Below are 12567 nucleotides of genomic sequence, written 5' to 3' on the forward strand. Positions count from 1 at the left end.
CACCAGTACCGCCGCGGCGGCCAACGTGGCGTCGGCCGCCGCCGAGTACCGCTGCGCGGTGGGTTCAGCGGCCAGATGGGCGGCCAGCTGCAGCGCCTCGGCCGTCAGCGACGCCCCGGACGGTGTGGCACCGTCGAGCGGGTCCGACGGTCGCAACACCAGTTGCTCGGCGTCGTCGGCGACGTCGAACCAGCGGCCGGGAGTACCGGGATCGGCGAAGTGGTCCAGCGCGAGGTCGAGCAGCCGGCTCGCCTGGTGCAGCCAGCCGGGCTCCGCTGTCGCCTGATGCAGCATCAGCAGGCCGGTGACCAGCGCGGCGTGATCCTCCAGTACCGCCACGCTGTCGCCGACCACACCGCCCAGGCTGGAACGGCGCAGTCGGCCCTGCACCACATGCACGGCGAGCAGCCGCTGGGCGCATTCGATCGCCGCGTCGAGGTATTCGGGCCGGTCACAGGCGAACGACGCTTCGACCAGCGCGGTGATCGCCAACCCGTTCCAGGCCGTGACCACCTTGTCGTCGCGCGCCGGTTGCGGCCTGGAACGGCGCGCGGCACGCAGCGCGGTCCTGACCCGCTCGAAACGCGCCGGATCGTCCGGATCGGTGCGGAGCTGCAGCACCGACGCGCCCGCTTCGAAGGTGCCGTCCTCGGTGACCCCGAAAAGCTGTGCCGCCCAGCGCCCGTCGCTTTCACCCAGCACCTCGGCGAGCTGGCCCGGCGTCCAGACGTAAGTCAGGCCCTCGACCCCGGCGGCGTCGGCGTCCAGCGACGACACGAACATCCCGTCGCTGCGCAGTTCGTCGAGCAGGAACCGCGCGGTCTCGTCGGCCACCTTGTGCGCCAACGGGTTTCCGGTTCGACGGGCCCAGTGCGCGTACACCCGCAGCAGCTGGGCGTTGTCGTAGAGCATCTTCTCGAAGTGCGGCACCACCCACGCCGCGTCGACGCTGTAGCGGGCGAAGCCCCCGCCGAGCTGGTCGTAGATGCCGCCGCGCGCCATCGCCTCGCACGCCCGCGACACCGGCGCCAACGCCGACCCGGTGCGTTCGTGGTGGCGCAGCAGCGCCTCCAGCAACGCCGACGGCGGGAACTTCGGCGCTCCGCCGAAACCGCCGTTGCCGGTGTCCTCGTCGCGCAGCACGGTGGCCACCGCGTCGTCGCAGAGTTCGGCCGCGATCGGCGGGCCACCGCCCGGCAGACCCGAGGCCATCGACCGCAACTCCGCGGCGATCTTGTCCGAGGTCTCCTCCACGTCGGCGCGGCGGGTGCGCCACGTGTCGCGGACCGCGGCCAGCAGCTGCAGGAAGGTGGCCTTCGGGTAGTAGGTGCCGCAGAAGAACGGCCTGCCGTCGGGGGTCAGGAAGCACGTCATCGGCCAGCCGCCCTGGCCGGTCAGGGCGACCGTCGCGTTCATGTAGACCGCGTCCAGATCGGGGCGCTCCTCGCGGTCGACCTTGATGCAGACGAACCCGGCGTTCATCGCCGCGGCCACCTCGTCGTCGGCGAACGATTCATGGGCCATGACATGACACCAGTGGCAGGCCGCATAGCCGATCGACAGCAGGATCGGCACGTCACGTTCGGCGGCCAGCGCCAGCGCCTGCGGTGTCCACTGTTGCCAGTGCACCGGGTTGTCGGCGTGCTGCCTCAGATACGGGCTCGTGGCCCGTGCCAGTGAATTCCCCGAGCCGTCAGCTCGAGTCACGTTCCGTCCCGTCGGCCGGATTCTCGGTGGTCAGGTCGGGGTCGGCGGACCCGTCGCCGGCCGGCTGATCACCGTCGTCGCCGAAGGACTTCGGCAGCTTGCGCAGGTGCCGGTTCATCGACCACACCAGGAAGAACACCGCGATCAACAACAGCACCACGATGATCAGCCCGAACGGGCTGGCCTTGCCGAAATCGGGCCCGGTCTGCCGGGGCCCGTCCTGGGCCACCGTGACCAGGTCCAGGCCCAGCATCAGCACGTCATTCACTCGCGTCCTCGATCCCGGCGAACAGGTCGGTCTCGGGCAGTACCACCGGCACCCTGGACCTGGCCAGCTCGAACTCCTCGGTCGGCCACAGCCGCTGCTGCCATTCCATCGGCGTGGTGAAGAAAAAGCTCTTCGGGTCGATCTGGGTGGCGTGCGCCAGCAGCGCCTCGTCACGCTGCGCGAAATACTTCGAGCATTCGATGCGTGTGGTCACCCGTTTTTCGAGCAGGTCCTCTTCAGGGTCCCAGTTCTCCAGCCACTTGCCGAACGGGCCCTCTTTGCCGTGCTTGGCGAACTCGTCCTGCAGGGTCTGCATGCGCTGCCGCAGGAACCCGTGGTTGTAGTACAGCTTCGACACGCTCCACGGCTCACCGGCGTCCGGGTAGAGCAGGTGGTCGGCGGCGGCCTCGTAGGCGGCGACGGACACCTGGTGGCACTTGATGTGGTCCGGGTGCGGGTAGCCGCCGTTCTCGTCATAGGTGGTCATGACGTGCGGTTTGAAGTCCCGGATCACCTTCACCAGCGCCGCGGTCGGCACCTCCAGCGGCTCCAGCGCGAAGCAGCCCTCGGGCAGCGGCGGCAGCGGGTCGCCCTCGGGCAACCCGGAGTCGACGAAGCCCAGCCAGTGGTGCTCGACGCCGAGGATCTGCGCGGCTTTGGCCATCTCGTCGCGGCGGATCTCGGGCATCCGGCCGTGGACCTCGGGCAGATCCATCGCCGGATTGAGGATGTCGCCGCGTTCCCCGCCGGTCAGCGTCACGACCATGACGCGCACGCCCTCGTCGACGTAGCGCGCCATCGTCGCGGCACCCTTGCTGGACTCGTCGTCCGGGTGCGCGTGCACGGCCATCAACCGCAGTTCGCTCAACCCTGTCCTTCTCAGCTGGTCTCTCGCTTGTCCACTCACGCAGAAGTTCAACCACGCGAGTGGCCCTATAGTTCCAGGTCTAGTAGACCCATCCGACCGACGGGCATGCAAAACGATGATCGAGCGCCCGCCCGAACGCTACGGGCAACAGCGGCTCAGCCGGCGTACGCGCCGCTGGATCGCCATCGGACTGACGGCTCTGGTGGTCCTGACCGGCATCGTCGTGGCGACCGTCGCGTTCAACCGGTTCGGCTCCAACGACGTCGAAGGCGAACTCGCCGGCTACGAGCTGGTCGACCCGCACACCGTCGACGTCACCGTGAGCGTCACCCGCGACGACCCCTCCCGCCCGGTGGTGTGCATCGTGCGCGCCCGTTCCTACGACGGCGACGAGACCGGCAGGCGCGAGGTGCTGGTCCCGCCGTCAGCGGACGCGACGGTGCAGGTCACCACCACCGTGAAGTCGAGCCGACCCGCCGTCATCGGCGACGTGTACGGGTGTGGGACCGACGTCCCCGGGTATCTGGTCGGGGGCTGACAACCGACCGGACGACGAACAGCCGGCGGCGAAAACCTGAAGTTCGCCGGTCCCGGCGGTGCTATGCTGGGCCGATACACGGTTCCTGCTGGGGCCGTGTATTGCTGCATTTTGGAGCTCAGCACCGACGCTCGCGATGACGGCGATACACGCACGACCTTCCCGGCGCCGTGACCGAGATTTTTCAACCTTCTGCAGCAAGGCGCGGAAGCAACAACGACAGGAGCAGGACATGACCGACACGCAGGTCACCTGGCTGACCGAAGAGTCCTACGACCGCCTCAAGGCCGAACTCGACCAGTTGATCGCCAACCGTCCCGTCATCGCCGCCGAGATCAACGACCGCCGCGAAGAGGGTGACCTCCGCGAGAACGGCGGCTACCACGCCGCCCGCGAGCAGCAGGGCCAGGAAGAGGCCCGCATCCGTCAGCTTCAGGAGCTGCTCAACAACGCCAAGGTCGGCGAGGCGCCCAAGCAGTCCGGCATCGCGCTGCCCGGCTCGGTCGTGAAGGTGTACTACGACGACGACGAGAACGACACCGAAACCTTCCTGATCGGCACCCGGGAACAAGGTGTCAGCGACGGCAAGCTCGAGGTGTACTCGCCGAACTCACCCCTCGGCGGCGCGCTGATCGACGCCAAGGTCGGCGAGTCGCGGTCCTACACCGTGCCCAGCGGCAACACCGTCAAGGTGACGCTGGTCAGCGCTGAGCCCTACCAGGGCTGATGCGCGCGGCCGTGTCGGGTTGACGCGCGCGGCCCCGTGAGGCCGCGTTAGTCTCCGACGCATGGCGCAGATCGCAGAGGACCTGTTCCTTCTGCTCGTCGACAATGCGTCCGCCCAACCCGGTCTCGACAGCCCGCGCCGCGAGCGCGCGCTCGCGGCCGCGATCCTGCTGGACCTGGCTCATGCCTGCCGCGTTCGTCCGGCGATGGACGGGGAACCGGTCCCGGCGGGCCGTCTGGTGGCGCTGAACGCGGCGACCCCGATGGATCCGGTGACGGCCGCGGCGTTCGATCTGCTGCGCGCCAAACCCCTCACCGCGGGCCAGGCCGTCAAGAAGCTGGCCAGGGACAGCGAGAAGCTGGTCGTCGGACACCTGGAGCGGAGCGGGCAGCTGCGCCGGATCGCCCAGCCGGGCAAGCGGTTCGGCCGTTCGTTCGCCTATCCGCTGCCCCACCGCGACCGGGCAGGCGCCGCACGCGCCGCGTTGACGGCCGCACTGTTCGAACGGCGGCCGCCGGCACCGGCGACCGCCGCGGTGATCACCGTGCTGCACACCGTCGACGGCCTCGGCGCGCTGCTGAGCCTCAACGACCGCGGGTGGCGCTGGGTGCATGCCCGTGCCGGCGAGATCGCGATCGGCAGCTGGGTCGACGAAGCACCGACGGGACTGCCGGAGGTGAATCTCGCCGTCACCGCGTCCGCGGTCCGGCAGGCGCTGTCTCAGCTGACCTGACCGGCGGAGTCGAGCGCCTGCTCGACGTCGCCGAGCAGATCGGCGACGTCCTCGATGCCGACGGACAGGCGCACCAGGTCGTCGGGCACCTCCAGCTGCGACCCCGCGGTCGACGCGTGCGTCATCGCGCCCGGATACTCGATCAGCGACTCCACCCCGCCCAGCGACTCGGCGAGGATGAAGATCTCGGTCCGGGCACAGAAGTCGCGTGCGGCCTGCGGTCCGCCGCGCATCCGCACCGACACCATCCCGCCGAATCCGCTCATCTGCCGCGCGGCGACGTCGTGGTTGGGGTGGCCGGGCAGGCCCGGGTACAGCACGCTCGTGATCGCCGGATGCGCGTCGAGGAACTCGGCGATGACGGCGGCGTTCTCGCTGTGCCGCTGCATCCGCAGCGGCAGCGTCTTGAGGCCACGGACGGTCAGGTAGGCGTCGAACGGTCCGGGCACCGCGCCCGCGCCGTTCTGCAGGAACGCGAACGCGTCGTCGAGGGCTTCGTCGTTGGTCAGCAGCGCCCCGCCGACGACGTCGGAGTGCCCGCCGATGTACTTGGTGGTCGAGTGCAGCACGATGTCGGCGCCCAGGGCCAGCGGCTGCTGCAGCGCCGGCGAGGCGAACGTGTTGTCCACCAGCACCTTCGCCCCCGTGGCTGCGCCCACCTCGGCGATGCCGGCGATGTCGGCGATCGTCAGCAGCGGGTTGGTCGGGGTCTCGATCCAGATCAGCTTCGTGCGGTCGGTCACGGCCGCACGAACCCGGTCGAGATCCGACAGCGCCACCGCGGTATAGCTGATCCCCCACAGGCTGAACACCTTGTCGATCAGCCGGAAGGTGCCGCCGTAGGCGTCGTCGGGGATGACGAGGTGATCGCCGGGCCGCAACACGGCCCGCAGCACGCAGTCGGTGGCCGCCATGCCGGAGCTGAACGCGCGCCCGTAGGCGGCCCCCTCGACCGCGGCCAGCGCTCGCTCCAGCGCCGAGCGGGTCGGGTTGCCGGTGCGCGCGTACTCGAAGCCGCCGCGCAGCCCGCCGACGCCGTCCTGCGCGAACGTCGAGCTGGCGTAGATCGGCGGGTTGACGACCCCGGTCGCCGGATCGGGCCGGTATCCGGCGTGGATGGCCTTCGTGGCGGGGCCGAAGGCCCGGTAGTGGTCCGAGGCGCTGCGCTGCTCACTCATGCTCGCCAGGCTAGCCGGGTACAACTTGGACATGCCGACCTCTCCGACCACCACGATCGAAAGCCTCCTCGACCTCGACGCGATGCTCAGCGCCGAGGACCGCGACCTGCGCACGATGGTGCGCGAGTTCGGGCAACAACGGCTGCGCCCCCACGTCGCGGAGTGGTTCGAGACCGGGCAGGTGCCGGTGCGTGAGCTCGCCGTCGAGATCGGCAGGCTCGGCCTGCTCGGGATGCATCTGAAGGGGTACGGCTGCGGGGGCTCCACCGCGACGGCCTACGGGCTGGTGTGCCAGGAGCTCGAGGCGGTCGACAGCGGGTTGCGCAGCCTGGTGTCGGTGCAGGGCTCGCTGGCGATGTTCGCCATCCATCGCTGGGGCAGCGAGGAGCAGCGCGAGCGGTGGCTGCCCGGAATGGCGGCAGGCGAACTGATCGGCTGCTTCGGGCTCACCGAACCGGACTTCGGGTCCAACCCGGGCGGCATGCGCACCACTGCCCGCCGGGACGGCTCGGACTGGATCCTCAGCGGCTCGAAGATGTGGATCACCAACGCGTCGGTCGCCGACGTCGCGGTGATCTGGGCGCGTTCGAAGGAAGGCGTGCTCGGGTTCGCGGTGCCGACGTCGACGCCGGGGTTCCACGCCTCCGAGATGACGCGCAAACTGTCGCTGCGCGCATCGGTCACCTCCGAGATCCACCTCGACGACGTCCGCGTCCCCGACGACGCCCGGCTGCCGGAGGCGCAAGGGCTCAAAGCGCCGTTGAGCTGCCTGTCGGAGGCGCGGTTCGGGATCGTGTTCGGCGCGGTCGGTGCGGCCCGGGACTGCCTGGAGACGACGCTGGACTACGTCGGCAGCCGCGCGGTGTTCGACCGGCCGCTGGCCGGTTACCAACTGACGCAGGCCAAGATCGCCGACATGGCGGTCGAGCTCGGCAAAGCCCAGCTGCTGGCCCTGCACCTGGGCCGGCTCAAGGACGAGGGCCGGATCCGGCCCGAACAGGTCAGCGTCGGGAAGCTCAACAATGTCCGGGAAGCCATCGAGATCGCCCGCCAGTGCCGAACATTGTTGGGCGCCAACGGGATAACTCTGGAGTACCCGGTGTTGCGGCACGCCAACAACCTGGAGTCGGTGTTGACCTACGAGGGCACGTCGGAGGTGCATCAACTGGTGATCGGCGAGGCGCTCACCGGCGTCAGCGCGTTCCGCTAGGTACGCACACCGTGCCGACGAGCTTGTCGGCCAGCGTCTGACGGCGGGGATCCCACAGCGGGAACAGGAAGCCGACGAAACACACGGCCGCATCGGCCAGGTGCACGAACAACCGCAGCAGCGACGTCCCGAATCCGACCGGGCGCCACGTCTTTTCGTCGACCACCCGGAAGCGCAGCACCGACTTCCCGATGCTGGCGCCGGTGACGCCCTGGCGGTAGCCGTGATTCCACACCAGATAGGCCGAGGACAGCAGCAGCGTCACCGCGGCCAGGATGCCGGTCCCCGGAGTGGTCACCGACGCGCACGAGACGCCGCCGTTGTCGTAGGTGACACAGTCCATCGCGGTGCTGCTGATCGCGACGGTCTCCCAGGTCGCCCAGCCGAGGAAGAGCGGAATGACGTCGAGCAACCACGCGGCCACCCGCGTCCACCACGGTGTGTAGGCCCGCCGCGACAGCCTCGACGCAGTCCCGTGCACGCCCCCATCATCCCCGGCCGCGCTGCCGCACAACGCAATGCCGGCGTACCCGCACCAGGCGGGCACGCCGGCATCGGGCCGGATCGTCGAAACTACGGGACGGCGGGTGCGACGTATCCGCCGTTGAGGGTGCGGTAGGTGTACACCAGCAGCAGGGTGGCCACCGGGGCGGCCACCAGTAGACCGACGCCGCACAGCAGCACGCCCACCAGCACCACGGCGATGCTCGTGAGCCACACCAGCAGCACAGGGCCGACGTTGGCCTTGGCGGTCTGGAAGCTCGACTTGATCGCGTCCATCGGCGCCAGGTTGCGGTCGAGCACCGCGATCGTGGTGAACATCAGCAGGAAGCTGGCGATCACGCCCGGCACGATGCACAGGAAGAGGCCGATGGTGGTGATCACGCCGACGATCAGCCCGGCGATGATGACGTTGCCGATGTTGCGCGGCCGGAAGAAGGACCCGACCGTGACCTGCTGGCCGTTGGCGATGTCGAAGATGCCGCCGAGGAACGCCGATTGGATCGCGGCGGTGACGACCAGCGACAGGAACCAGCCGATGATGGCCACCAGGATGCCGGCGACGCCGGTGGCGGCGTACGAGAACGACAGACCGCTGTCGTCGGCGACGTAGCTGGTGTCCCCGGGGGAGACCAGCATCTGGACGATGTTGACGATGCCCTGCAGCGCGAGCAGCACGACACCGAAGACCAGCGTCGCGACGATCAGCGGGACGGCGTTCTTGGCGAACTTGTTCCACGCCCAGCCGAAAGCCTCACCGACGCTGAACGCCGGGCGCCCGTCCCCGGGCGGGAAGCCCGGTGCCGGGGGCGGGAATCCGCCCTGGGGCCCGAATCCGCCGGTGGGCATCCCCGGGGGCGGTGGAGGCGGATAGCCGCCCGAATCCTGCGGCGGGGGCGGGAAACTGCCACCGGGTGGCGGCCCGTAACCGCTGCCGGGCGGAGGTGGCGGAGGCGTCGGGTAGCCCCCGGGCGGAGGCGGCGGCGGGTAACCGCCCGGAGGCGGCGGCGGATAGCCGCCGGGCGGCGGATTCTCTGTCATCGATATCTCCTGATCTCGGTCGCGAACGAAGCGCGAACCGTCCCCTTCATCTTGTGTGCCATGACGTGACTGCTGGGAAGTCGAAACCCGATGAATCCCAAACCTTCTCGTTGACCGCTGGGAACTGCGCGCAGGACCCATCGCGCACTGCGGCGGGCCGGGGGTCCAGATCTGGAACGTAACCGACACCGCCGGCCGGATCAACAGCTTTCCCGCTGCCGGCACGACACACGGGCGGACCCGGCAAACGCGCGGCGAGCGGTGATCGGTCGATCATGGACGCCCTTCCGCTCGCACGTGGCTGGACAAGCGTGCTCACGATACCTGAGCAACACCGTTCAACAGCGGTTTCACGCGCGAGCGGGTCGTGTTCGCCGGATCGCAGCCGACCGTGTGGGTCAGTGGCCGGCGCCGCTGTCGGACAGATATCCGAGAAGGTCGTGGCGGGTGAGCACCCCGACGGGTTTGCCCTCCTCGACGACCATCACCGCGTCGCATTCGCGCAGCGTCTTCGCGGCGGCGCTGACCAGTTCGCCGGCGCCGATCAGCGGCAGCGCCGAACTCATGTGCTCGGCGACCGCGTCGGCGAGTTTGGCGCGGCCCTCGAACACCGCGGAGAGCAGCTCGCGCTCGGACACGCTGCCGGCGACCTCGCCGGCCATCACCGGCGGCTCGGCTCCGACGACGGGCATCTGGGACACCCCGTACTCGCGCAGGATCCCGATGGCGTCGCGCACCGTCTCGGACGGATGCGTGTGGACGAGATCGGGCAGGGCCCCGGACTTACCGCGGAGCACGTCCCCGACGGTCGACTCCTCGACCTTGCCGTCGAGCCGGCTGCGCAGGAACCCGTACGACGACATCCAGGCGTCGTCGAAGATCTTCGACAGGTATCCGCGGCCGCCGTCGGGCAGCAGCACGACGACGAGCGAGTCGGGGCCTTCCCGTTCGGCGACTTTCACCGCGGCGACGACCGCCATCCCGCACGAGCCGCCCACCAGCAGCGCCTCCTCGCGGGCCAGCCGTCTGGTCATGTCGAACGAGTCGGCGTCCGACACCGCGATGATCTCGTCGGGAACCGACGGGTCATACGCCGACGGCCAGAAATCCTCGCCGACGCCCTCGACCAGGTACGGGCGCCCGGTGCCGCCGGAGTACACTGACCCCTCGGGATCGACGCCGACGATCTTGACGCGGCCGCCGGAGACCTCCTTGAGATAGCGGCCGGCCCCGGTGATCGTGCCGCCGGTGCCGACGCCGGCCACGAAATGCGTGACCTTGCCGTCGGTGTCGGCCCAGATCTCCGGCCCGGTGGTCTCGTAGTGACTCTCCGGGCCCATCGGGTTGGAGTACTGGTCGGGCTTCCACGCGCCGTCGATCTCCCGGACGAGCCGATCGGACACGCTGTAGTAGCTGGCCGGGTCGTCGGGCGCCACGGCCGTCGGGCACACCACCACCTCGGCGCCGTAGGCGCGCAGTACGTTCCGCTTGTCCTCGCTGACCTTGTCGGGACACACGAAGATGCACTTGTAGCCGCGCTGCTGGGCGACCAGGGCCAGCCCCACACCGGTGTTGCCGGAGGTCGGTTCGACGATGGTGCCGCCGGGTTTCAGTTCTCCGCTGGCCTCGGCGGCGTCGATCATCTTGATGGCGATGCGGTCCTTGGCGCTGCCCCCGGGGTTGAGGTACTCGATCTTGGCCGCGACAGTGCCCGCACCCGGAGGGACGACCGAGGTCAGCTCGACGAGCGGGGTGTTGCCGATGAGTTCACTGACGTGCCGGGCGATGCGCATGCGTCCATCGTCCCAGGCGTGCGACCGGGTAGCCAGGCGGCCTCCGGCCGTACAGCCACACGGGTGCTACCAGGTGGCCTCGCGAATGTATTCGCCGATCTGCTTGAGCGACCGGCCGGCCTCGGGCACCGCCGGCGCGCCCAACTGGAAGACATGCATCTGACCAGGCCAGACCCGGACCTCCACCGGCACCCCGGAGGCGGCCAGCAGACGGGCGGCCTTACGCGCGTCGCTGAGCAGAACCTCGGAGCCGGACACGTGGATGAGGGTGCGGGGCAGCCCGGGCTCGATGTGGTCGAGCGGCTCGTAGACCTCTTCCGGCCTGCCGTCGACGACCCGGCGCTCGGCGGCGGCCTCGATGAGCTCCACCAGCGCGTGGAATGCCTTCGGCGGGAACATCGCGTCGGTGCGGGCGTTCGGGTGCTCGGCGCGTCCCTCGTTGTCGATCTCGAACAGCGGGGACATGGTCACGATCGCCGCCGGTGTCTCACCGCTGAAGCCGTCGATGCCTTCGGCCTGCAGCCGCTCGGCCAGCGACAGCGCCAGGTAGCCGCCGGCGGAGTCGCCGGCCAGCACGATCTGGTCGGGCTCGTAACCGAGCTCGCGCAACCAGTGGTAGCCGTCGTAGCAGTCGTCGAGCGCCGTGCCGACCGAGTGCTTCGGGATCATCCGGTAGTTCACGACCAGAACCGGCGCGTCGGCGTACTTGGACAGCGCGGTGACGAGGCGGCCGTGCGTGTTGACACCGCACGTCAGGAACGCACCGCCGTGCAGGTAGAGAATCACGCTGCGGTTGCCGTCGGCGGGCAGCACACCGGCGGCGCGCACCAGCTGGGCGGTGCACTGCGGCAGCCCGATGGTGGCGCGCACGGTGCCCGGCGCGGGCTTGAGCACGCGGGCGGCGAAGTCGACCAGACCCCACGGCCACGGCAGTTTGGGGGCGTAGCTGCCGACCGTCAGGAACGGCTTGATCGTGGCCATCGCGGCCAGCCCCATGAGCCGTCCGGCGATGCTCGGACCGTCCTCGACCACCTCGACAGGCGCACCGTCAGAGACCGGGTAGCGGCGCTGCTTCTGCGCTCTAGCTGCCCTGACGCCCAGCGGGGAGGAGCTGGGAACCTTGCTTGGTGCCGTCATCGCCACCACTTCCTACGACGTTGTAGTCCGGGATAAGCCGAGTTATTCAGACAAGCTCGTAACTTAGCCTGCCACTTGTTACCACTATCACAATTGGTTAAACGCATTTGGTACCGGAGTTGATACCGCACTGTGATGGCTGATCGCGGTTACCACGCGGATATCGGCTCGATCCCGCTCTAAACTTGCTCCGTGGGCATTTTCGGGCGTGCTCCCCTCGGTCATGCACCGGGCCGATCCGCGGTCGCTCTGGCGGCCGCAGCAACGCTGGCGTCCACCGCGTACGTCGGGGCCCGCAACCTGCTCAGCGGTCAAGCCGATCAGGCCCGTCGCGTCATCCCCAAGGCCTGGGCGATCCCACCCCGCGCCGACGGTGTCTACTCGCCCGGCGGCGGCCCGGTCGAACGGTGGCACCGCGGGGTCGCGTTCGATCTGCATCTGATGATCTTCGGGGACTCGACGGCCACCGGGTACGGCTGCGACACCGCCGACGAGGTGCCCGGCGTGCTGCTGGCGCGCGGGCTGGCCGCGGCGTCGGGCAAGCGGATCCGGCTGAGCACCAAGGCCATCGTCGGGGCCACGTCGAAGGGTCTGTCCGGCCAGATCGACGCGATGTATGTCGCAGGTCCGCCGCCCGACGCCGCCGTCATCATGATCGGCGCCAACGACATCACCAGACCCAACGGGATCGGTCCGTCGGCCCGCCGCCTGGGCGCGGGCCAGGCGCAGGCCGCGGTTGCGGGTCACGAACCGCCGGGGCGGGGGGCTCGTGGTGATGACAAGATCGGACGAGCGTCGTGTGGGGAAAGGGGGGATGTCCCGGGGGGGGCCGGTCGAAGAGAAGAGCGACGGACGACGAGTAGGTG

Annotated in this window: 13 protein-coding genes; 5 read left to right on the forward strand and 8 right to left on the reverse strand. The window is 69.5% G+C overall.

The features are described 5' to 3' along the window. From ASJ79_RS08515 to mca, 3 genes are all read right to left on the reverse strand, one after another. Positions 1-1707 (reverse strand): thioredoxin domain-containing protein (locus tag ASJ79_RS08515; protein WP_067954283.1); only part of this gene is annotated, 1707 nt, incomplete at its 3' end. Beyond that, positions 1694-1960 (reverse strand): hypothetical protein, encoded by a 267-nt coding sequence (locus ASJ79_RS08520; RefSeq protein ID WP_369803628.1) that lies wholly within the window; start codon positions 1958-1960, stop codon positions 1694-1696. The genes ASJ79_RS08515 and ASJ79_RS08520, both read right to left, overlap by 14 nt. Before the next feature lie 7 nt (positions 1961-1967). Beyond that, positions 1968-2843 carry a mycothiol conjugate amidase Mca gene (mca, locus tag ASJ79_RS08525; RefSeq protein WP_067954276.1) on the reverse strand — a complete coding sequence of 292 codons (876 nt, stop codon included), beginning with the start codon at positions 2841-2843 and terminating at the stop codon, positions 1968-1970. A gap of 115 nt (positions 2844-2958) precedes the next feature. Between mca and ASJ79_RS08530 the strand changes: the two genes are divergently transcribed. The 3 genes from ASJ79_RS08530 to ASJ79_RS08540 all read left to right on the forward strand — a co-directional run bounded on the left by ASJ79_RS08530 (position 2959) and on the right by ASJ79_RS08540 (position 4841). Then, entirely contained in the window at positions 2959-3381 is a 423-nt protein-coding gene (locus ASJ79_RS08530) for a DUF4307 domain-containing protein (protein ID WP_067954277.1), read from the forward strand. A 232-nt stretch (positions 3382-3613) separates the two neighbouring features. After that, positions 3614-4108 (forward strand): transcription elongation factor GreA, encoded by a 495-nt coding sequence (greA, locus tag ASJ79_RS08535; protein WP_067954278.1) that lies wholly within the window; start codon positions 3614-3616, stop codon positions 4106-4108. A 61-nt stretch (positions 4109-4169) separates the two neighbouring features. Then, complete coding sequence (locus tag ASJ79_RS08540) at positions 4170-4841, forward strand: GPP34 family phosphoprotein (protein ID WP_067954279.1); 672 nt, start codon at positions 4170-4172, stop codon at positions 4839-4841. Here ASJ79_RS08540 and ASJ79_RS08545 read toward each other — a convergent pair. After that, on the reverse strand, positions 4829-6019 hold the full coding sequence (locus tag ASJ79_RS08545) for a cystathionine gamma-synthase (RefSeq protein ID WP_067954280.1): 1191 nt from the start codon (positions 6017-6019) through the stop codon (positions 4829-4831). The genes ASJ79_RS08540 and ASJ79_RS08545 overlap by 13 nt on opposite strands. A gap of 31 nt (positions 6020-6050) precedes the next feature. Between ASJ79_RS08545 and ASJ79_RS08550 the strand changes: the two genes are divergently transcribed. Continuing rightward, positions 6051-7229, forward strand: coding sequence for an acyl-CoA dehydrogenase family protein (locus tag ASJ79_RS08550; protein ID WP_156448340.1), 1179 nt, complete (start codon positions 6051-6053; stop codon positions 7227-7229). Here the strand turns inward: ASJ79_RS08550 and ASJ79_RS08555 are convergent. The 4 genes from ASJ79_RS08555 to ASJ79_RS08570 form a co-directional block, all read right to left on the reverse strand. Further along, on the reverse strand, positions 7213-7710 hold the full coding sequence (locus ASJ79_RS08555) for an RDD family protein (protein ID WP_067954285.1): 498 nt from the start codon (positions 7708-7710) through the stop codon (positions 7213-7215). The two genes, ASJ79_RS08550 and ASJ79_RS08555, sit on opposite strands and share 17 nt — an antisense overlap. Positions 7711-7802: 92 nt before the next feature. After that, positions 7803-8771, reverse strand: a complete 969-nt coding sequence (locus ASJ79_RS08560; RefSeq protein ID WP_067954281.1) for a hypothetical protein — start codon at positions 8769-8771, stop codon at positions 7803-7805. Positions 8772-9169: 398 nt separating this feature from the next. Further along, entirely contained in the window at positions 9170-10564 is a 1395-nt protein-coding gene (locus ASJ79_RS08565) for a cystathionine beta-synthase (protein ID WP_067954282.1), read from the reverse strand. A 66-nt stretch (positions 10565-10630) separates the two neighbouring features. Next, entirely contained in the window at positions 10631-11701 is a 1071-nt protein-coding gene (locus tag ASJ79_RS08570; RefSeq protein ID WP_067954286.1) for an alpha/beta hydrolase fold domain-containing protein, read from the reverse strand. Positions 11702-11899: 198 nt separating this feature from the next. Here ASJ79_RS08570 and ASJ79_RS08575 point away from each other — a divergent pair. Next, positions 11900-12567: GDSL-type esterase/lipase family protein (locus tag ASJ79_RS08575; RefSeq protein ID WP_231750788.1), on the forward strand; the 668-nt coding region annotated here is incomplete at its 3' end.

It is taken from the genome of Mycobacterium sp. NAZ190054 (assembly GCF_001545925.1).
Classification (GTDB): Bacteria; Actinomycetota; Actinomycetes; order Mycobacteriales; family Mycobacteriaceae; genus Mycobacterium.